We start from the raw sequence: 20,312 nt of genomic DNA, 5'->3' as shown, positions 1-20,312 counted from the left end.
TGAGCAAAGGAAAAGTGAAGGAGATTCAATTCAAAAGTAGGTCACGTTTGAACATCGCGCACACATTCGGGGGGCCCAAAAGGGTATTTTGTTAGCTTTGCCGCCCATGCCATGATGGCAATCAGGGCAGGGTTTGTTATGAACCTCCGATTGATGTCCCCGTGTTTTCAAGCATTTTCGAAGGACCATGAAGATGACCGAGCATTCAAAACCGCCAAAACACAGCAACTCGCTGACGTACTGGATCGCCGGTGCGATTGTGGCGGCAATCGCGATTGCATTGATGTTTCCAAATATCGCGGTTCATTTTGATCTCGGCGGCGAGTTGTTCTTGCGTGCGCTCAAGATGATTGTCGTTCCACTGGTATTTACCTCAGTGATGTGTGGTGTCCTGGGGCTCGGAGACGTTCGGCGACTTGGAAAACCAGGGGCCGCGGCCGTGGGGTATTACCTATGTACGACAGTGATCGCCGTGATTGTCGGGTTGGTCGTTGTCAATATCGTGCGCCCAGGCGTCGGCACGATTGACCAGGCTCAGTTGGAACGGTTTTCGAAGGCAACTGAAAAGCCTGATCAGATTCTTCGTCGCACACTGGCCGACGAAAGTGGATTGAGCGAAACGCAGGTCGCGAGCGTGTTCACCGATCTGCCCGCGGACAACGATGAGGCTCCGACTACCGATGTCATATTGAAAAACCTCGCATTGATGCTTGTCACGGATAACCTGTTTGGTGCCGCGGTCGAAACTCAGCTCTTGCCGATCATCGTTTTCACGATCTGCTTCGGTGCCCTGTTGACGACCATGCCCGATGAAACTCGCACGATCAGCAAATTTGTCACCGAGGCGAACCATGCATTACTATCGTTTGTGATGGCGCTGATGAAGATCGCGCCGCTGGGCATCTTTTGTTTGGTAGCCGCACGGTTTGGCAAGGCGCAGGCGGACGGGCGCTTTTTCGAAGAACTCGGACAGATCGGTTGGTACTTTGCCGCAGTTTTGATCGGGTTGGCCATTCATGCCTTCATCGTTCTCCCGTTGATCTTTTGGATCGTTCGTCGGGAGAACCCATATCGTTTCGCTGCCTCAATGAGTCAAGCGCTTTTGACGGCGTTCTCGACGGCGAGTTCTTCTGCGACGTTGCCCGTCACGCTCGAGTGCGCCGAGTCGGCGGGAATCCCCAAACGATCTACCGAGTTTGTGATCCCTTTAGGGGCGACGATCAACATGGACGGAACGGCGCTGTACGAAGCCGCAGCTGCCATTTTCATCGCTCAGGCGATCGGGATCGAACTCACGATGGGGGAACAGGCGATTGTTGCCGTCACCGCAACTCTTGCTGCCATCGGAGCGGCCGGTATTCCCGAAGCTGGGCTGGTGACGATGCTGATTGTCCTCGGTGCCGTTGGACTGCCCCTGGAATACATCGGACTGATTCTTGCGGTTGACTGGCTTCTCGATCGATTCCGCACGACTGTCAACGTTTTCGGCGACAGCGTCGGAGCCGCTGTGGTCGGAGTAACGATCCCTGATGAGGAACCTGCGGCCAAGCCCAGCTGAGTGCCGACGGCTCATTCAGCTAGCAAATCAAGGGTATACCGATGGTCTCCCTCTGGTAGCGGAGGCCAGTCGGGAAACAAGTGTCCCATTTCTCTTCCTGGATTGGTCTACGGATAACACGGCAACGCGGAGGTTGATTTTAGGATCCGTGACGAGCGAACGGACTTTCCTGCTGGGACGAGGACCGCCGAACCCATTGTCGAGTGGTGGGTGCAGAATACCGTGATTTTGAGTTATTAAAGCCGTTTTGAGGGCGCAGTTGAGCCTTGTTGGCTATAGCGTCTCAGGCGGACAAACTACTAAGGATGTATGTGTGCAGACGTTTACAGGTGCGTGTTTGGGCACGTGCGAGCCCGTTCCCCCCGTTTAATCGCCAGAATTGACAAAATAGGGGCAATAGGGGGTTGATTCGGCCTGCTTCCGGCCCTATTATCCAATCGAACTTGTAGGAGGATGCTGTGTCGGTACCACTCGCGAGTCTGATTTGGTCACCAAACCAAGGGTATACATCATGATGAAGACATTCGGAAAATTGGCGATTGCAGGCATCTGTATCGCGGGTCTCGGTGTCCAGGCGTTCGCAGTGAGCAGTGAAGCCGTGGTCTCTGACACAAAATCAACGCAGGAAAACCGCGAGACACTCGTCTCCAAGATCTTGGCCGAAGGCAAAGAAAATAACCTGGATTGCAAGCAACTCGTAACCAAGCTCGACATCGAGATCATCGAACTCGATCTCAAGCTTGACCAAGGTGCCAAGAACGAGGAAGAACTTCTCGCCGAACGCGAGTCGCTCGTTGGCTGCCGTCTCAGCCAGCCTTGTCACGCAGAAGTTGTTACGCCAGTGGCACCTTGCTGTGGTCACGCAGTCGAAATCTGCACTTGTGAGCAGCCGATCGAAATCATCGAAGAGACGATCCTCTGCGAAGAAGAAATCCTCGTCGAAGAACCTCTTGCTGCGGCCCCGATGATGGGTTGTGGGTACGGTAGTTCTTGCGGTATGGGTGGCGGCGGTGGTGGTGGATTCGGCGGTGGTGGTTTGGCCCTTGCCGGTCTCGCTGGTCTCGCCGGTCTTGCTGGGTTGGATGACGATGACAACGTTGTTTACGTCCGGCCGTAGTTCGCATCTAGAATCATATTGAATACGAAAACGCCGTTCACATGAACGGCGTTTTTTATTTGCGTTACTGGCAAAAGCATTCTGTGAAATTTCAGGTTCATGGATGGTGGTATCAGGAGTTTTATTTAGACTTAAACACGCTCATCATCCCCTTAGATGATCGTATGGACGCGGCGCTACACTTCACCTCGTCAACTGCTTTATGCCCCACCACGCTTCTCTTGCCAAACATAAAAGGCGGCACGCCGGACGCACCGCGACGGGGCAAGTAGGGATTTGGGGCCAGACACCTTTTTTAGACGCTTCACGCGTTGTTTTGATGGCGACGATTTGGATGGCCGTGTGGCTTATTGGTGGTTTCTATCACCTGCCACGCTTTCTAATCCTCAGTTCATTGGCTGCCGCCCTGGTCCTCGCGTGGCTCGATCTACGCCACGTGACACCGATGCTCCGCGCTACGGGGTGGTTGTGGGGGCTCTGTCTTGGGTTGCTGGCCATCGGTGTCGTGCAACTCATTCCAACGCCTCCTTGGTTGGCGGCCATTGCGAGTGGCACGTTCTCGCTGCGAGAGCAGTATGCTGGGCTTGATGCATCGAGTTGGTCAATGATTTCGTTGGTCCCTTGGGAGACCTTCAACTGGATCGCGATGGCGTTGATTGGCATCGTTGGATTGTTTCTCGGGGCTGGGCTTTTTCAGACTCCAAAGACCAAGCTGTTCCTCCTCGGGGCCATCGCAGCTTGTGGTGCTGCGCAAGTTTTCTGGGGCATTGTTCAGATTGTGGTGCATCCCAATGAAATCTTTTGGGGTGTTCCCAACGAAGGTGGAACAACACCCTTTGGCACCTTTTTAGTTCGAAATCACGGTGCGGATTTCGTCGGCATGTCATTGTTCTGTGCGATCGGTTTGCTGCATTTCATGTTGAAGCAAAATGGCTCATCGAAAGAGGGCGGTTATGGCGTTAGCGGCGGTTGGTCATCCGTGTTAAGCCATCCGGGCATCCTTGCAGTGGGAGCGTTGGTCGTTTGGCTCGCCGTTGGTCTGATCTGCAGTAACTCGCGTGGTGGTTGGACCTCGTTTGTAATCACGGCGGTTGCGATCGTGCTGATTTGGAAGCACGTCGGTGCGCCACGTCGAGTTGGGCGTTTCGCGGGATTCCTCGTCGTCGCGTTGCTGAGCATGGTGGTGATACAAGCGATTGGCCTTTTGGATCGATTCGAGGATCGCGTCGGTGATCTAGACGTTGATCGTGTGATGGCAGACGGACGCTGGCAGCTATGGCGTGACTCTTTGCCGGCGCTATCGCATTTCTTGCCGCTTGGTTCAGGTCTTGGAACGTACGGCTATGCAATATTACCGTTTGAGCCGACGACCAGTCGTGGTTGGCTACCGAACGCACACAATCAATATCTGGAAACGATCGTCGAAGCTGGTGTCCCAGGAATTTTGTTAGTCGTTGGGTTTATATTCGTATCCGGTCGAGCAGCAATTTCGTTGTGTCAGTCCAGTCGCACGCGAGAGAAGCAGGCCCTGGGGATCGCAGGGTTAGGCGCGTTGCTTTTTCAGTCGCTCCATGCGGTTACTGAGTTCGGTTTATTGATGCCCGCGAACCTGCTCACCGCATCGGTGCTGATAGGTGCATCGGTTGCAGCATCGCCTTCAGGACGAATCCGGGTTTCAAAGAGCCGATCGTCTGAAGCTGGCGATGCGACGTCGTTAGGTTCGTTTCGGTTGTCTGTGAGTTCAGCGACCAAGGGGCCAATGATCATTACCGGTTCTCTGATTGTGTTCCTCGGCGGCGGGCTGTCCTGGGCAATCTGGCATCAAGCACGCTGTGTGAGAGCGGATCGTTTGTTGGCGTCCACGACGTTTGCTCCCCGCACACCGTCACCAACTGTCGCGACCGCGGACGAATGGATCGAAGAACTTCAGCAAGAATTAGGAAACAGTTCGCTTAATGAACGTTTGCATCGGCGTTTGATTCAATTGCTGATGCATCGTGCCCAACGAGCGACCTATGACCAGATCCGTGCCGGCCAAATTGCACGGGCTCGTCCTACCAATCCGATCGCAGATTGGGACCGAACGTCGCTGAATTCCATCATCATGCAGTTGTACGACGACAGTGATACGGGGCCCACCGAGTTGCAGAAACAGCGCATTAATCAACAGATTGCGATAGAGCCGTCTCTCGCTGCCGCGTGGAAGCAGTTCAGCCTTTCGCTCGCGGCCAACCCGGTCCAGCCGAAAACGCAGATGCGAATGGCCCAGCTCGGCGCCGCATCGGGCCGTCCATGGAAGGATATTTTCGCGAATTCAATGCGGCTTTCCGCGGTGGATTCGCGTCAGACATTGGGCAACGGCCTGCTCGCATGGGCGGCCGGCGACATCGAAGCGATGACAGGTCAGTGGCGACAAACGCTTTCGGTTGATCTGACGCATTTGGAATTGATCTATCGCCTGTCCAGACTAAAGTTGACGGACGAAGTAATCACTGAACGCCTGATGCCCGACATGTGGGTGGCACCTTATCGACTGGCGTTGGTGATTCGAAGCGAGCCGGGGACAGATGATTTGCGGCGATCGCTATTCGACAAAGCCAGTTCAATTGCGTCGACTGCAGAGATGGAGCCAATACCGAAGCAATCAGCCTTAGCGGCAATTGCTTCGGCGAAGGGCGACTTCCGCGTCGCAGCTAACCATTATTCACAAGCGGTACAAGCAGACCCCAAAGACCCCGAATTAAGATATCGCTACGCTCGATCGCTTTACCAATCCGGCGACGCAGAGGAAGCTGCATCCCAGGCAAGGGTTGCCATGAATTTGGAACCGAGCAACGACCGTTATAAGAATCTTTTCGATCAGTCCAAGCGACTGCATCACCGACAATCGACCACACTTCTCCCCACCGAGACGCCGTAAATGAACGACACCGCAGCACTCGCTCCAGCTCAAGCAAATCAAGAAACGGACTTGCTAGACCTGCTCGGTATCCTCCGCCGCCGCAAAGGCCTCATCGCCCTCGGCCTTTTCCTCGGCGTCGCCGCAGCGGCACTCTACTACTTCCTAACGCCACCCACGTTCCGCGCCGAAATGGAAATCTTAGTTGGCCAAAAATCAGGCGACTTGGTCAAAGGAGCGAGTTCAGGATCGTCTGTAGAAGGCGTTGACACCGAAGAAGATGTGCTTTCCACGCACATCCAATTAATGACAAGTCGGCGGATTGTTGCAGCAGCGATCAAAGAGCATCAGCTCGATAAGATTTCGAGTGTCGTCGAGGCGGTCAATAAAAGTGACAGTGTTACTCCATTGGTTTACATCTTGGATAACCTTGATGTGACGAAAGGCGGCGACGGTGTTGCTCGCGATGCGCATACCCTCAAGGCAACTTACGATGATCCGTCCCCTATGGACTGTGCGACGATTTTGCGCGCGATATTCGATGAGTATTCAACCTACTTGAAGCAACACTTCGAGGGCACTAGCACCCAAGCTGTCGACCTCTTAACGCAGCTTGCTAACGAAACCGGGCGTGATGTCCGCGAAGCTGAAAAACAACTCGCAGATCAATTAGCAAATTCGGCGATCATGTGGGACGGGGAGAAGACCAGGAACATCCATAAGGAGCGACTCGACAAGATTGAGGAAGATCTTCACGATCTCACCGAAACTGAAGCAGAAACCGCTTCTCGTTTGGCGGTGATCACCAGCTTTCTCAGTAATAACGCTCCCAATACTGTTTCGGATTTCGACAGGTTGGCACTTCTAAGTGAGAAAGAGGTAAACCGACTGAAGTTGATGTATGAGGTGACTCGAGGAGATGTCGCGAGCGAAGCATTCCAGGCGGAGCAGCCTATACGTCAGGCAACTGCTCAAGCGGAGTACGATGAGTACCTTTCTTTGGTAATGAAGGAAAAAAAGCTTCGTGAGAAGTTCAGCGATGGTCATCCGCAGATTGTGTCGCTGCGGGAGCAAATTGCGATGATGCGAAAATTTATCGATGATAACTCCGCGAAAATTACGGCGAGTGATACACGTGAACGAATGCAACCTGCCGAGATGTTGCAAACCTATGTTGGCTTGTTAAGGAATGACTTGGCGGGCTTAGTACAGCAACGTGAAGTGCTTCAGCGTCGAAGCGATGTTGAGCTTGCTAAGGCGAAAGAACTTGAGCAAGTGGAGATGCAGGCGGAATCTCTTCGACGCGAGATGCTGCGTCGTCAAGAGGTTTTTGAAGATACTCAAGACACCCTTAAAGAACTCAACTTTGTCCGTGACTACGCGGGATTCTCTACCGACGTCATCGGTGATGCAGAACCTCAGGAGCGTCCAAGTTGGCCGAAGCCAATCATCGTGCTGGCGTTAGGGCTCTTTGCAGGTGGATTGCTCGGATTCGGGATGGCCTTGCTGTCGGATTTGATGGATACAACTTTTGTTGACCCGGATGATGTGCAGCGTACTCTAGGTGCTCCGGTCTTGGCTCATGTGCCGCGTTTTGAACCTATCAAACGCAAAAGAAAAGATGCGCCATTTGCAATTGATAGTTCAGTTCGAGTGCATCATCAGCCTCGGACACCCGCTGCAGAGGTGTTCCGGGTTCTACGCACGGGACTGTTGGTAGAGGCTCGGAAAAATGGGCATCAAGTTATACAAGTAACGTCGCCATTGCCCGGCGATGGTAAGAGCACGACGAGTGTGAACCTCGCGATGGCATTTGCGCAAACTGGCAAACGGACCCTGATTGTTGACGCTGATTTGCGAAAACCTCGCGTAGCGCGTTTGTTGCACCTTGATGGTGAACTTGGTTTTGCTGAGGCACTCATGGATCAGTGTGATCCTGTTGATGTGGTTCAAACGACAGTCAATGAAAACTTGTTTGCAGTAGGTGCAGGTTCGATCCCGCCAAACCCGTCTGAACTTCTGCAGTCAGATCGTTTTTCACAGTTGCTGAACGTATGGCGAGACAAGTTTGATTTTATCATCGTCGACACCCCCCCGGTACTCGCTGTGTCCGACGCTGCTGTTGTCTCTGAGGAGATGGATAATGTGCTCTTAGCGGTCCGAATTATCAAGAATGGACGCAAGGCGGCAGTTCGTGCCGCTGACATTCTGCGTCGTAGTGGCAGTGAAGTCGGTGCGATTATCGTCAACGGCTATCAAACCAAAGATAAGAGTTACGGCTACTCAGGCGGTTACGACGCAGACGCCTATGGCTATGGTTACGGCGAATCCCACAAGGCGTACTACGGTGACAATGTCAATACTCTCCAGTCGGTGTAGCGTAAGTAGCAACTTCGCCGCCTAACTCTCGCTCGCCTTGATCAATCGCCTAAATAATCCGTGAATATAATGTCCCCCGAATCGGGAATCCAAACAGAGCCGTCCGAGATTCCGTCATCTTTTGGGTTGAAAGGAAGGTTGTTTTCGTGGCTAGATAAGGTGCGATATCCCGCTGTCCGTCTGCCTGTCCTGCTGAGTTTGCACCTCGTGCTCTTCAGCGCCATCTATGCGTTTGCATTCTTCGCAAGATTTAATTTTCAGCCACTCGATAGCCATCGGCAGTTGTTTTGGTCAACACTCGGTCCTGTGGTCATTTCCAAACTTGCCGTTTTCTACTTTGGCTCACACTTTCATGGTTGGTGGCGATATGTCACCTTTGCTGACCTGAAATCCCTGTTGAAAGTGACGATGGTGTCGATGTTCGTGGTCGCATTTGTCGACTACTTTTTGTTGCCATTTGCTTGGGCGATTCCTCGCTTAAGCATCCTACTCGACGCTCTGGCGACGGTAGTGGTGATTGGTGGTCTGCGATGTACATGGCGTTTTGTGGATGAGGTTTTCGGGATAGCCCTCCCCAGTCGGAGAAAACGCTCAGCGATCCTCGTTGGGACTGATCGTAGCATTGGTCAGCTTGCGGCGCAGATCAATTCGAACCAGTCAATGCCTTGCCGCATCACGGCGCTACTTGCAGTCGAGCCTGGCTATCGCCGTCGTGCCGTACTCGGTGGTGTCCCTGTGCTCGGTCACCTGGGTGAGTTAACTGAAGTCGCCGCGAAGCTTGGCACTAAGGATGTTTTGGTCCCGGCAGGCGTCTTGGATGGATTGACCTTGAGGCAGCTCACCAACCAGTGCAATGCCGTCGATCTTAGCATTCGCGTGCTTCCGCGGTTCGAAGACGCGATGGATGGGAATGAGCAGATTCCACTGCGTCCGCTCAATATTGAAGACTTGCTACGACGCGATCCGATTCAGCTCGACACCGAGGAAGTGGAGAATTTGCTGCAAGGCAAGCGAGTTCTGATTACTGGTGCTGGAGGAAGCATCGGCAGTGAGATCTGTCGACAAACGATGCGATTTGGTCCGAGTGAAGTGATTTTGCTTGGCCGGGGGGAAAATCGTATCCATGCGATCCATGGGGAACTGAAGGCGGTCGCAGGCGAGCTTGGTATCACGCTTCACATAGAGATCGGCGACATCACAGACCAGTCGAGGATGCAACGGCTCTTTGAAACGCGGCGGCCTCAAATTATCTTTCACGCCGCAGCCCACAAGCATGTTCCGCTGATGGAGCTGCATCCCGGTGAGGCGGTCAAAAATAACATTCTTGGAACAAGGACGATTGCGTCGCTAGCCGACCGACACGACGCGGAGCATTTCGTAATGGTTAGCACCGACAAGGCCGTTAATCCGACGAGCATCATGGGCTGTTCGAAGTATCTTGCCGAACGCATCGTGTATGAATTCGCACAGAAGAGTCAGGCTAAGTTCGCTGTTGTTCGGTTTGGCAATGTTTTGGGCAGTGCAGGCAGCGTAATTCCCATCTTTCAAGAGCAGATTCGAAGGGGGGGGCCGATTACGATTACTGATGAGCGAATGACGCGCTACTTCATGTCAATCCCGGAGGCATCACAGCTCGTTATTCAGGCGGCCGCGCAGTGTCGGGGAGGTGAAATTTTTGTTCTGGACATGGGTGAACCCATTAGGATTGTCCAGCTTGCCAGTGATCTCGTCGCACTTAGTGGTCTCCCAAAGGGCAGCATCGAGTTCGTGTTCACGGGCGTTCGTCCTGGCGAAAAGCTTTACGAGGAGCTTTACTTTGACGACGAAACCACAATTCCGACGCCTCATCCCAAGGTACGCGCAGCGTACGCCAGTGATTTTCAGGATTTTTCAATTCAATCGGGTCTCGATACGCTGATAAAAATGTCGGATGCGGCACCTGCGGAAGTACGTGCAGCCGTCACTCGTTTAATCCCTTCTTATTTGCCCAGCCATTCGTTGTCGACCACTGGTAATGACGTCAAATCGCTAGATAGAAAAAGTCAAGAGCCAGCTGGAACTTCCATATAGACGTTACTAGCTAGGTTTCTTGGCTCTTCTTCAAAACATGGTAGTCCCCATTCATTGGTTAACGGATACTGGACTACCACGCCTATGCCGATCCGATTACAAGGCGATGTCATGAGAAGTCGCCTTCAACTGGTGAGTGTCTTCACACTGCGTTTCTTTTACCTGTTCAGTTCGTTCGCGCTGTCATCTATTCTAGCGAGGTCCTTGTCGCAGGTTGATTTTGGTGTTTTTATTGTTAGTCAATCAATTGTGCTCTTGATGTACAGTATTGCTGTAGCTGGTGTGCCGAATTATATCGTTCGCGAAGTTGCAATTCTAGATCCAGTTGAACGCTGTAAGCCAATACGATTTGCCGCAACCTGGTCGATGACGATCTTGTTGGCTTCTGTAGTTTGTTTCATCGTAATCGCTGCTCTGATCAAGCTGGACTACAGTGTGCTTAGTGGTGTCTTGGTCGGTATTCCAGCAGCTGGAATCCTAGTCTTGACTGTTGTCTCCAACGCCACCTTGCGAGGAACTGGTCAGGTAGCAGGATCGCAGATTTCAGACATGTTGCTGCGGCCCGGCTTGTTTCTGCTTATAACCTCGGTTTTTTGGCTGAGCCCAGATTTAATCATGACGCCAGTCGTTGCGATGACAGCGTTTCTTTCGGCTGTCACTGTTGGGTTTGTATTTTCAATCTTCCTGTTTAGGAAGATTTCGTTGTCGCCATCTCCAGCGTATTCCAGTATTGAACACCGGCGTGCAATGAGTTCCGTAAAGAGGCTAGCAGGTGTGGATTGGGTTCATGCAGTTTCTCTATATTCGACGCCGTTGTTAATTAGTGCCTTTGCGTCGGAGGCTGACGTTTCTCACTTCCGTGTGGCGTTTCAAGTTTCCCTGTTGCTTCCTACCGGATTATACGTTGCAAACGCAATTTTTTACCCTCGTCTCTGTCGTGCTTTTCATGACGGAAGGTCTTGTGATGTCAAGCGGGTGTTTGCACGATGCTGCCTAATTGGCTCGGGGTTTTCTTGGGCGGCAGCGACCATGCTGTGGTTCTTCGGAGAAAAATTTATATTGCTGTTCTATGGAGAAATCTATCTCGAGGCGATGAGTGCGATTCTAATTCTGGCGGTTGCTCAGTTGTTCAATACCGCCACGGGGCCTCTTGATTTATTGCTGACGGCTGCTGGTTTAGAAAACGTGGTGCTTAAGGCTCGCTCGTTCGCTCTCGTTGGGCAGCTCGTTGTTGTGCCAATTCTGTCGCATTTTTTGGGCGCAACAGGTGCCGCGATCGGTTATGCGTTTATTTCGATACTGTGGAACGCGTTCTTGGCTATTTTTGGCTATTATCGCTTTGGAGGATTGTTGGTCGTAAAGAGTGGATTTCATGGCAATAATGAGGTGCGAGAATGAGAGGGCGTGAAAAGTTTGGGAGATATGCCTTCTTGCTGAAGGCCTTTTCTTCCTGCCTGTCCATCGTTCCGGTCAAACTTCGTGAGTTCCTTTGGTCGTCTTCAGGGATCTTCGATGGCCCTTTTGCTATTGCATTGAGGTATTGTATCCTGAAGTCACTGATAAAGGATTGTGGTGACAATGTGTACGTTGGGAAATTTGTTTGTGTTCGGAATTGGAGCGGGTTGAGCATCGGATCAAACGTAAGTATCCACGCGATGTGCTATATCGATGCAGCGGGTGGTGTCTCAGTCGGCGACAATGTTTCAATTGCCCATCAAGTGTCGTTGATTAGTTTTAATCATTCGTACCAAAATATTTTGCTTCCCATTAAGTACAATCCGAATAAGCTGGCTCCTATCGCAATCCATGAAGATGTTTGGGTTGGCTGCGGAGTACGGTTGCTAGCCGGAGTTGTTGTTGAGCAACGCTCAATCGTTGCCGCAGGGGCGGTCGTCAACCGCGCAGTTGAGCGAGGTTCCATTGTCGGTGGTGTGCCAGCTAAGAAGATCGGTATGGTTTCGCAGTTACAAACAATTGAGAAATGACATGTGTCTTCCCTTGCGAAGTGTTATTACCTGTGCTCACTGAGTTATTCGCAATCGGGGCATTCGCGGTCATGCTTTGGGTCATGGTGTGGCAGGCGTTTCGTGTCTGTCGTAAAGAGCAATCACTTCGAAGAGTGGCTCCTTTTGTCGTTGCCTCCGCATTTGTCTGGTCGATAGCGACTCTCTGTGGGATGTACGCGGGCATTAATGATGCCGACTTTAATGACGGGACAATCCATGAAATCGAAGCGAGGGTCGTTGCCGCGCGATTGCTTGATGGTGGGTTCAAGCCAACGGAGTTTCTGGTGGTCGGTAATAAAGGCTACCGCTTGTTACTTGGAATGTTCTACGCATTAACCAACGCTAGTCCATGGATTATCTATGGTTTTAATGGGATGGTTGGATTCACTGGGATGTTGCTGACTTTGAGTTCTGTCTGTCGTTACTTCGAGGGGCGACGCTGTCCAGTCTGGCTAGTTGTGCTGTCTCTTTTGTTGCCGTCTTGTCTGGCATGGGCGCCCCTGAACTTGAAGGAGGGAATGTTGCTTTTCGGGATCGGCTTGATCTTGAATGGCGTTTTGTATCCACCTGGTCGCACGCGTACAGTGGGTTCAAAGGCGGGTTTGTTTTTCGGGTCGGCTTTGGTGTTTTTTTTACGCCCGCACATCGCAGCGGCGTGGTTAGGCGGCCTCGTCTTTGGTTTCGTTCAACCTACCCAGAGTGTGGGTAAGGCAATTAGTGCTTGTTTGGCATTTAGCATTGTCGGAATTGGAGCTTTTTACGCGATCGAATTAGCGAGGCCAGGATTCATGCAAGGCGTTAGAGATGAAGGCTTGACAGGGTCGCTTGATGCAAGTTTCCAAAGCCGGAAGTCAATTGGTTCGACCGCAATCTATCAACAAAGTAATCCGATTCCAGTTGTGACGGGATTGTTCATTCTCGCATTGTCACCGCCCCCTCAGTTTTGGGGGACGCCGGCATGGCTGATTCTTGGAATGGAGTCATTTGTATTGACATTCCTACTCGTTCATGGTTGGTTCGTACGTCGCTTGCCATCAAAGCTGCAGTTGCTAAGGAAGCCGATGGTAGTCGGTTCGATCTATGTTTTGATCTTTCTCGCGTTTCACCTTAGCTATTCCTATAATATGGGGCTTGCGGTCCGTCAGAAAATGATGGCGATTCCGGCGATTCTACTTCTGATATCAGGGCCGGTCCTGCAAACGCAGAAAGTTGTTAGGGAACGTGCTGCTAGTGGCTAGTGAAGCCGGATTTTCCTTGCTAGATCTGGCTCTGGTAGGATTGTTGGATTGCAGGGGTCGGTGTTTTTTCGAGAGTTTAATGTGCATGAGAATGTTCGATGAGTAATTTACGCGTACTGGCGGCAAAGGAAGCACGCGATATTGGATTAGAGTACCCGGATTTTTATTTTACCGATGGATATGGTCTCGCGTCGGAAGCATCGGATAACGCGGTCTGGCAAATCGCGGTTTGGGAGGATGGTCCGATCATCTATCCTTTTTTGAAGCGAGGGATCGATGGGCATGATGGGTGTTTTGATGTTGCGTCGCCCTATGGATATTCGGGGGTTTACGGGCCGAAGAGCGTGCCTGAGCGAGAGTGGTTGGCGTTTCGCACCGCCTGCAAAATGTATTTTCGTGACACAGGCATCGTCAGCGAATTTCTGAGATTGAGCGGGCTCGTTCCCGGCCGGGATGAATTTCTTGCATGTGACCCGTCAATTTCTAGTCGGGTTCACAATCAAACGCTTGCGATTGCAACGCATGATGGTTACGACTGCTGTTGGAGCCGATTCGACTCACGAGCTCGTACCAAAGTTCGAAAAGCCCGTAAGAACGGTGTCGAGGGCCGATGGTTTCAGGCGAACCCTCAAGATGTCGCGAGTGACTCGGTTTTTCGTCGCCTGTACACCGAGACGATGGATCGCATTGAGGCTTCGTCGTATTACTACTTCCCGGATGCCTACTTTGACGTGCTAGCGAGATATCTCGATCTTTATATTTTCGAAGTTGCTAAAGGGAACGAAGTAATTGCGTCAGCGATGATGTTGCCATGTGGGGAAATATGTCATTTGCATTTAGTCGGGACTGCATCGGGCGCGAATCGATTGGGTGTGAGTAATTTCCTTTATGATGAGTCATGCCGTTGGGCGGCTGAGCGCTCATATAGGTATCTGCATATTGGTGGTGGCCTGAAGCCAGACGATTCGCTTTTCTATTTTAAGAAAGGCTTCGGCGGAGAGCCTATTCCATTCAAGGTGGCTGAATCGGTTATCAATCCCAGTTTATATGAGCGATTGGTCAATCAACGATCCGCGGAATTGTCGGTAACGACTGATTCGCTGTTGGCGAGTGGCTATTTTCCAGCATATCGAGCAACAGTGTCTCCTGTCTGCGAGTCAAAAGAATGACCATGGTTTCGCAATCGGACTCAATGGTCGGTTCTTCGCGACCGCTTGTAGTGCAGATTACCACGGTCCCGCAGACTCTGTACCGGTTGTTTCCTGCTGTCGTGGCCCATCTAAAGCAAAAGGGATTCGCAATTAAGGCCATTAGCTCTACCGGAAGCTGGAAGAAGAGCGATGAGGTCGCTGAGTATCTTAACATTGAGATTGGTAGTGTTAATCTTTCGAGGAGTTTTAGCCCTGTTCAGGACTTCATCGCGCTTGTGCAAACCACAAGAATCCTCCGCCGTTGGCGCCCTGAAATCGTCCATTGCCACACTCCAAAGGGTGGGCTCGTTGGAGGGATTGCGTCTTGGTTAGCCCGAGTTCCCTGCCGCGTCTATACGGTGCGCGGGCTTCCACACATGACAGCGACCGGCGTTTTGAAGTTCTTGTTGCTCACTAGTGAACGCGTCTCTTGCGCATTAGCTCATCGAATTATCTTGGTGAGCCCGTCTGTTCGCGACGAGTTGATCTCGCTCGGTATTGGTGATCAAGCGAAAATGGTTGTACCTGGAAGCGGGTCAGCTCAAGGCGTTGATGCGGACGGACGTTTCAATCCAGAACACGTTCGGTCGAATTATGCGACGTCATCTCGAAGCGAGCTTGGGATTGCCGAGTCTGACTTCGTCGTCGGGTTTGTAGGACGTCTTACTCGCGACAAAGGCGTCAAAGAGCTCTGGGAGACGTGGCAACGCGTTCGTGAATTCTCGCCAGCTAGCCATTTGATTATTGCGGGCGCAAGTAACGAACCACGACGAGGTGATGTCGACGAAATTTTGCAGGCGCTCAATTTAGATTCGCGAGTTCACATCGTCGGAAACGTGGAGGCGATTGAGAAATACTACGCCGCCATGGATCTTCTATTGTTTCCCTCTTATCGCGAGGGTTTCTCGAACGCGGTGCTCGAAGCGTCGGCAATGTCAATTCCGACTGTCGCTTTCGATACCGTCGGATGTCGCGATGGAGTTCGGGACGGTATCACCGGATTTTTAGTTCCTGTTCATGACAGCAACGCGATGGCGGATTGTGTCATCCGCCTTTGTCACGATGACAACATGCGTCGCCAATTCGGACGCGATGCCAGAGAATGGGTGCTTCGGGAATTCCAGCCATCAGACCGCCACGTGATGCTCGAACACGAGTATTCAGAGCTTCTTTCCAAGAGAATTTGTTCATGAAGAGAACTGACCCTGAAATGGTTGGAAAGTACCAAAAGGACGATGAAGAGGAGTCGTTCTTGGAGCGGCTCAACGCAAGTTTGAGATCTTTCGACCAAAGCCTTCACGTCAACGACTCATCAGATCATCCGAGCGTTTACGTATTCGGAGTGCCGCGTAGTGGTACGACATTGCTCTATCAATCCATTGCAGCTCACTTGCCAGTTGACTACATCAGCAACTTGACGGCGGCATTTTGGGAAGCGCCAGTCGTAGGCTTGAAGCTTTCGAAAAAACTGTTGGATTCCGAGCGGCCAACGGAAATTAACTCCCATTACGGCCAGACGAAGGTTCCAGCAGGAGCACATGAATTCGGATACTTCTGGGCAAAGCATCTTCGCTACTCATCGCTCAGGGAACCGACCGATGATGATCGAAACTCGGTTGATTGGGCATCGCTCCGCCTGACCATCAGTCGAATGTCGCAGGTCAATCTTCGTCCGATTGCATTCAAACCCTTGATGGCGGGGTGGTATGCTGAGCGAATGCAAGCAGAGATTCCCAAAAGCATTTTCGTTTGGATTCGTCGTGATCGGATCCAAAACGCGATGTCGATCTTTCAAATGCGACGAGAGATGTTAGGGTCGGAGGATAAATGGATGTCGCTGATTCCATGTGCCTATGATCAGTTGAAAAAACTACCAGCCTGGGACCAAGTTGCAGGACAAGTGTGGCATATTGAGAATGGATTCCAGCAACAGTTTGACCGATTGTCCGACGACCGAAAGCTATGCGTCCAGTACGAAGACTTTTGCTCCGATCCGGCAACGACGATCAAGGAAATTTCTGGGTTGCTCGAACGACAGGGCGCCAGGCTAGAAAACATCGAAATGATGCCAATGGCATTGCAAGCGAATAAACGAGACGCCAACTCAGATCCGATCTACGGAAAAGTCGCAGAAGCGTTCGAGCGACTCGATCAGACACCGTTTGGTCACGGTCTCGCTTGATCCGGATTTCGATCCATGCTCATTCCCGTTCCACAAAGAACCACTGTGGTTGTTTGCAATAGAATTCGCAAATCGAGCCAGAGTGACCATTCGCGGACATATTGGCAGTCCAGTTCAAAACGTTTCGTCCATGTGATCTCATTACGACCAGAGACCTGGGCCAGCCCCGTGATTCCAGGTCTCACTGCGAATCGCGGATCGAACTGAACGTCGATCTCCTCGGCATCGGAAATCTGAATCGGACGCGGTCCTACGATCGACATCGTGCCCACCATCACACTGAAGAGCTGCGGAAGCTCATCCAAGCTGAACCGGCGTAAAAAACGGCCGACGCGTGTGATTCGGTTCTTCGTAGGCCGTCCAGCGGAATCGAGAAACGCATCCGCATCCACGATCATGCTACGGAACTTGGGGATCGAAATGGGTTTTTTGTCCCGACCCGCACGAACGGCTCGGAAAAAAATGGGGCCACCATCGGTGCGTACCAATACCGCGACGACGATTAGCAGAGGTGCCAGCAAGATCAGGAGCAACGATGCCACCACGATATCGAATACTCGTTTTGTCATGGGGGAGGCATGAAAGTAGGAGAAGCAGCAGAGTATTGTTGGCGAGTGCCCCAGAGAGGATTCACAACCTCCTGAATATTGTAGTTCTCAGTCGATATTTTGCCATACACGAACAGCAATGGCAGCTGTTTTCCTAACGAAAACCAGGATGCGTTGGGACGCTGAAGGCCCTCTCAATGACGGCTGAGTCGATTCCTGATTAGTCGTCTTCACTGGGTGATCGTCGGTGATCAGTGAATACAAAGAAGGGCCAAAGATGGAATGTGATAATGAGGCTGGGCAAAGTAGAATAGGATCCCAATTGATACTCATTCGATAACTCCTTCCAATTTTTGACTTGTTGCTACCATGAGCTTTTCATCTCAGCGACTATTTCTTTCCCCGCCTCACATGGGAGCTCGGGAACGTGAATTGCTATTAGACGCGTTTGATTCCAATTGGATCGCACCGTTGGGCCCCCACGTTGATGCGTTCGAGCAAGAGTTCGCAGGCGTTGTTGGGCGCAAACATGCCGTCGCGGTCGCGAGCGGTACCGCGGCCCTGCATCTGTCGCTTCGATTGTTGGATGTGCAGCCAGAACAAGAGGTGTTCACGTCAACAATGACCTTTGTGGCGACAGCAAATTCCATTCGGTACGCGAATGCCAAGCCGGTCTTTATTGATAGTGAGGAATCGACCTGGAACATGGATCCCATGCTGCTCGCAGAGGAACTGGATCGATGCTCGCAAGTTGGCAAGTTACCGGCCGCTGTGATGGTGGTCGACGTCAATGGACAGTGCGCGAACTACGCCATGATTAGTGAGATTTGTGAATCGTTCGGTGTGCCCATCATTGAAGATGCCGCCGAATCGCTTGGAGCAAAATTGAGTGGTAAACCAGCTGGCAGTTTTGGCCAATTGGGCTGTTTTTCGTTTAATGGCAATAAAATCATTACCACTTCGGGTGGTGGGATGCTGGTCACTGACGATGAATCTTGGGCGAAGCAGGCTCGATATCTTGCGACGCAGGCACGAGATCCGGCTCCCCACTACGAGCATACCGTGATGGGTTACAATTACCGCATGAGCAACCTTCTCGCTGCAATTGGCCGAGGGCAATTGCAGGTATTGGAAGATCGAGTAAATCGTCGTCGTGAGATCTTTCAGGTTTATCAGCGGCATCTGAGCAACCTACCCGGCATCTGTTTTATGCCAGAACCAGATGGATTCCATTCCACTCGCTGGTTGACTGCGATGACAATCGATCCGAACGCATTGGGGTGTGATCGTGAACAAATTCGCTTGGCATTAGAAGCTGAAAATATTGAGGCGCGTCCGGTGTGGAAGCCGATGCACCTTCAACCAGCATATCGCGACTGTCGTCATGTCGGCGGCGAAGTCGCTGAGCGTCTTTTTCGTGACGGGCTGTGCTTGCCCAGTGGTTCGTCGATGAGCGAAGCTGATCAAAGTCGGGTCATCAACGTTATTTCGCAACTGCGACGAACTGCCTCCGTAGAGGCATTGACTTGCCCAACGCGTGTCTAGGTCGAAGTTGTAATTTGTGTTATTCGATTAGGTGCTCTGCGTTGATGCTTCAGAACAGAAGATCTTCCAGGGCACTCTCTTCGCTGGCAAGTGCATCGTCATCCCATTTAGCGAAGGCGGCGTCGTAGAGTTCGACTGTGCTGATTCCCTTGGATGGCGAATCATTCTCGTTCACACGATTGATGATCACGAGGGCGTCCAATGCAGTTACCCGTCCATCACCGTTGACGTCGCGGCTAGCTCCCGAATCGTCTGCTGATTTCGCCTGTTGTGCATCTTTTGCGTTCAACGCATTGATAACCAATAAAGCATCGATCGCCGTAATGCTTCCATTTCGATTAACATCCAGCGGGTCATGCGCGGCCGCTGGTGTTGGCGAAAGTGCGGCGAGTGGTTCGCTACTGCCGCCACTTCCGAAGGCGATCAGCACTGCTGAACTGAACTCGCTCGTATTGCCCGCCGCATCGGTAACCGTCGCGCTACCGTATTCAGGAGTAAAGGGGAATGAACTGACCAAGAAACTTTGGCTGAATGGCTTCAGTCCCACCGTTTGATCGGTGGTGCTGTAAAGATTGTCAGTGAGATAGTGGATTCCCTGGCCATTGGAATCGGATAAGAAGAACTCCACCGTCAGCGGGAAGGTCGCATTGTCTGGTAGCGTATCAACTTGGTACTCAAAATCGATCAACGCGGTGGTCCCAGTCTCGGTGACTTCGATTTCTAACGTGGTTGCCGTGTTTTGTAGGCGGTTGGGTCCCATGTCTGCGTCGTTAGTATCATTAACGGTTGCGCCGTCACCGGCTAGATCGATTCCTAGGCCAATATTCGATACGATCGAATTGCGATGAATCGCATTGTCGATTGCTTGATTGTCAAGCACGCGTATGCCGCTCAATCCGTTGTTGGCGATTGTATTACCTGTGCCAGACACTGTGCCGCCGATCGTGTTGTTTGCGGCACCCTGGATGACAACACCGCTGAGTCGGTTTCCTAGGTCCTTCGTGCCAGTGGCGTTGGTGCCAATGTAATTTCCTTCGACCCGGTTAGCGGTTGCACCGTCACGGATCAGGTACACCCCAGACCTGAGGTTACCGGAAATCACGTTTCGGGATTCTGGAGTCGTTCCGCCAATGAGATTCTGGGACGCGTTACTGATCACGACTCCACTTCCGGCGTTACCAACCGGGTTGAGACCGGTCGCGTCCGTGCCGATGTGGTTTCCTTGAACCGTGTTGCCTGTGGAGTCGACGCCGAGCAGGTAGACTCCAAATTCATCGTTGCCTGAGATTACGTTGCCATCGATATTGTTGTTGGGTGAATTGGATAGCAGCACACCGCTGAGAGAGTTTCCAAGATCGGAGGCTCCGTCGAGAGCAGTGCCGATGTAGTTGCTCGCGATGATGTTGGCTCCAGATCCGGTTTCAAATATCCGCACGCCAAATTCATCGTTGCCAGAAATGATGTTTCGCGCCGTTGCGGTGGTGCCGCCGATCGTGTTGTTTGCGGCACCCTGGATGACAACACCGCTGAGTCGGTTTCCTAGGTCCTTCGTGCCAGTGGCGTTGGTGCCAATGTAATTT

At 51.9% G+C, this 20,312-nt stretch carries 14 protein-coding genes; 12 read left to right on the top strand and 2 right to left on the bottom strand.

The window, feature by feature from the left end:
- Positions 1 to 193 precede the first annotated feature (193 nt).
- The 11 genes from FHS27_RS19575 (at position 194) to FHS27_RS19525 (ending at position 16,639) form a co-directional block, all read left to right on the top strand.
- On the top strand, positions 194 to 1,558 hold the full coding sequence (locus FHS27_RS19575; RefSeq protein ID WP_184306558.1) for a dicarboxylate/amino acid:cation symporter: 1,365 nt from the start codon (positions 194 to 196) through the stop codon (positions 1,556 to 1,558).
- A 511-nt stretch (positions 1,559 to 2,069) separates the two neighbouring features.
- The gene (locus FHS27_RS19570; protein WP_221225235.1) at positions 2,070 to 2,675 is read left to right on the top strand and encodes a hypothetical protein; all 606 of its coding nucleotides are present in this window, start codon (positions 2,070 to 2,072) and stop codon (positions 2,673 to 2,675) included.
- A gap of 319 nt (positions 2,676 to 2,994) precedes the next feature.
- Complete coding sequence (locus FHS27_RS19565; RefSeq protein WP_246420248.1) at positions 2,995 to 5,595, top strand: O-antigen ligase family protein; 2,601 nt, start codon at positions 2,995 to 2,997, stop codon at positions 5,593 to 5,595.
- Positions 5,596 to 7,953: a polysaccharide biosynthesis tyrosine autokinase gene (locus tag FHS27_RS19560; RefSeq protein ID WP_184306556.1), complete on the top strand. Its 2,358-nt coding sequence runs from the start codon at positions 5,596 to 5,598 to the stop codon at positions 7,951 to 7,953.
- Positions 7,954 to 8,022: 69 nt separating this feature from the next.
- Entirely contained in the window at positions 8,023 to 10,023 is a 2,001-nt protein-coding gene (locus FHS27_RS19555) for a polysaccharide biosynthesis protein (RefSeq protein ID WP_184306555.1), read from the top strand.
- 111 nt (positions 10,024 to 10,134) lie between these two features.
- Complete coding sequence (locus tag FHS27_RS19550; protein ID WP_184306554.1) at positions 10,135 to 11,421, top strand: oligosaccharide flippase family protein; 1,287 nt, start codon at positions 10,135 to 10,137, stop codon at positions 11,419 to 11,421.
- Positions 11,418 to 12,008: an acyltransferase gene (locus FHS27_RS19545; RefSeq protein ID WP_221225234.1), complete on the top strand. Its 591-nt coding sequence runs from the start codon at positions 11,418 to 11,420 to the stop codon at positions 12,006 to 12,008. The genes FHS27_RS19550 and FHS27_RS19545 overlap by 4 nt, the downstream gene beginning before the upstream one ends.
- Entirely contained in the window at positions 12,005 to 13,267 is a 1,263-nt protein-coding gene (locus FHS27_RS19540; protein ID WP_221225233.1) for a hypothetical protein, read from the top strand. The genes FHS27_RS19545 and FHS27_RS19540 overlap by 4 nt, the downstream gene beginning before the upstream one ends.
- A gap of 98 nt (positions 13,268 to 13,365) precedes the next feature.
- Positions 13,366 to 14,436, top strand: a complete 1,071-nt coding sequence (locus FHS27_RS19535; protein ID WP_184306552.1) for a GNAT family N-acetyltransferase — start codon at positions 13,366 to 13,368, stop codon at positions 14,434 to 14,436.
- The gene (locus tag FHS27_RS19530; RefSeq protein ID WP_315854629.1) at positions 14,433 to 15,650 is read left to right on the top strand and encodes a glycosyltransferase family 4 protein; all 1,218 of its coding nucleotides are present in this window, start codon (positions 14,433 to 14,435) and stop codon (positions 15,648 to 15,650) included. The genes FHS27_RS19535 and FHS27_RS19530 overlap by 4 nt, the downstream gene beginning before the upstream one ends.
- Complete coding sequence (locus FHS27_RS19525) at positions 15,647 to 16,639, top strand: sulfotransferase (protein ID WP_184306550.1); 993 nt, start codon at positions 15,647 to 15,649, stop codon at positions 16,637 to 16,639. The genes FHS27_RS19530 and FHS27_RS19525 overlap by 4 nt, the downstream gene beginning before the upstream one ends.
- Here FHS27_RS19525 and FHS27_RS19520 read toward each other — a convergent pair.
- Positions 16,624 to 17,208, bottom strand: a complete 585-nt coding sequence (locus FHS27_RS19520) for a sugar transferase (protein ID WP_184306549.1) — start codon at positions 17,206 to 17,208, stop codon at positions 16,624 to 16,626. The genes FHS27_RS19525 and FHS27_RS19520 overlap by 16 nt on opposite strands.
- A gap of 390 nt (positions 17,209 to 17,598) precedes the next feature.
- On the opposite strand from FHS27_RS19520, the gene FHS27_RS19515 reads away from it, so the two are divergent.
- Positions 17,599 to 18,732 (top strand): DegT/DnrJ/EryC1/StrS family aminotransferase, encoded by a 1,134-nt coding sequence (locus FHS27_RS19515; RefSeq protein WP_315854627.1) that lies wholly within the window; start codon positions 17,599 to 17,601, stop codon positions 18,730 to 18,732.
- A 49-nt stretch (positions 18,733 to 18,781) separates the two neighbouring features.
- Here FHS27_RS19515 and FHS27_RS19510 read toward each other — a convergent pair.
- A partial coding sequence (locus tag FHS27_RS19510) for a dockerin type I domain-containing protein (protein WP_221225231.1) occupies positions 18,782 to 20,312 on the bottom strand: 1,531 nt, incomplete at its 5' end.

It is taken from the genome of Aporhodopirellula rubra, from assembly GCF_014192335.1.
Lineage (GTDB): Bacteria > Planctomycetota > Planctomycetia > Pirellulales > Pirellulaceae > Rhodopirellula > Rhodopirellula rubra.
The sequence above is the reverse complement of the archived record's forward strand: the minus strand, read 5'-3'. Positions and strand labels throughout refer to the sequence as shown.

Bases quoted from the DNA above. Each gene is read 5' to 3' on its own strand.
- FHS27_RS19540 (WP_221225233.1), top strand. From the start codon at position 12,005: ATGACATGTGTCTTCCCTTGCGAAGTGTTATTACCTGTGCTCACTGAG.
- FHS27_RS19545 (WP_221225234.1), top strand. From the start codon at position 11,418: ATGAGAGGGCGTGAAAAGTTTGGGAGATATGCCTTCTTGCTGAAGGCC.
- FHS27_RS19570 (WP_221225235.1), top strand. From the start codon at position 2,070: ATGATGAAGACATTCGGAAAATTGGCGATTGCAGGCATCTGTATCGCG.
- FHS27_RS19525 (WP_184306550.1), top strand. From the start codon at position 15,647: ATGAAGAGAACTGACCCTGAAATGGTTGGAAAGTACCAAAAGGACGAT.
- FHS27_RS19530 (WP_315854629.1), top strand. From the start codon at position 14,433: ATGACCATGGTTTCGCAATCGGACTCAATGGTCGGTTCTTCGCGACCG.
- FHS27_RS19565 (WP_246420248.1), top strand. From the start codon at position 2,995: ATGGCGACGATTTGGATGGCCGTGTGGCTTATTGGTGGTTTCTATCAC.
- FHS27_RS19560 (WP_184306556.1), top strand. From the start codon at position 5,596: ATGAACGACACCGCAGCACTCGCTCCAGCTCAAGCAAATCAAGAAACG.
- FHS27_RS19555 (WP_184306555.1), top strand. From the start codon at position 8,023: ATGTCCCCCGAATCGGGAATCCAAACAGAGCCGTCCGAGATTCCGTCA.
- FHS27_RS19535 (WP_184306552.1), top strand. From the start codon at position 13,366: ATGAGTAATTTACGCGTACTGGCGGCAAAGGAAGCACGCGATATTGGA.
- FHS27_RS19515 (WP_315854627.1), top strand. From the start codon at position 17,599: ATGGGAGCTCGGGAACGTGAATTGCTATTAGACGCGTTTGATTCCAAT.
- FHS27_RS19550 (WP_184306554.1), top strand. From the start codon at position 10,135: ATGAGAAGTCGCCTTCAACTGGTGAGTGTCTTCACACTGCGTTTCTTT.
- FHS27_RS19520 (WP_184306549.1), bottom strand. From the start codon at position 17,208: ATGACAAAACGAGTATTCGATATCGTGGTGGCATCGTTGCTCCTGATC.
- FHS27_RS19575 (WP_184306558.1), top strand. From the start codon at position 194: ATGACCGAGCATTCAAAACCGCCAAAACACAGCAACTCGCTGACGTAC.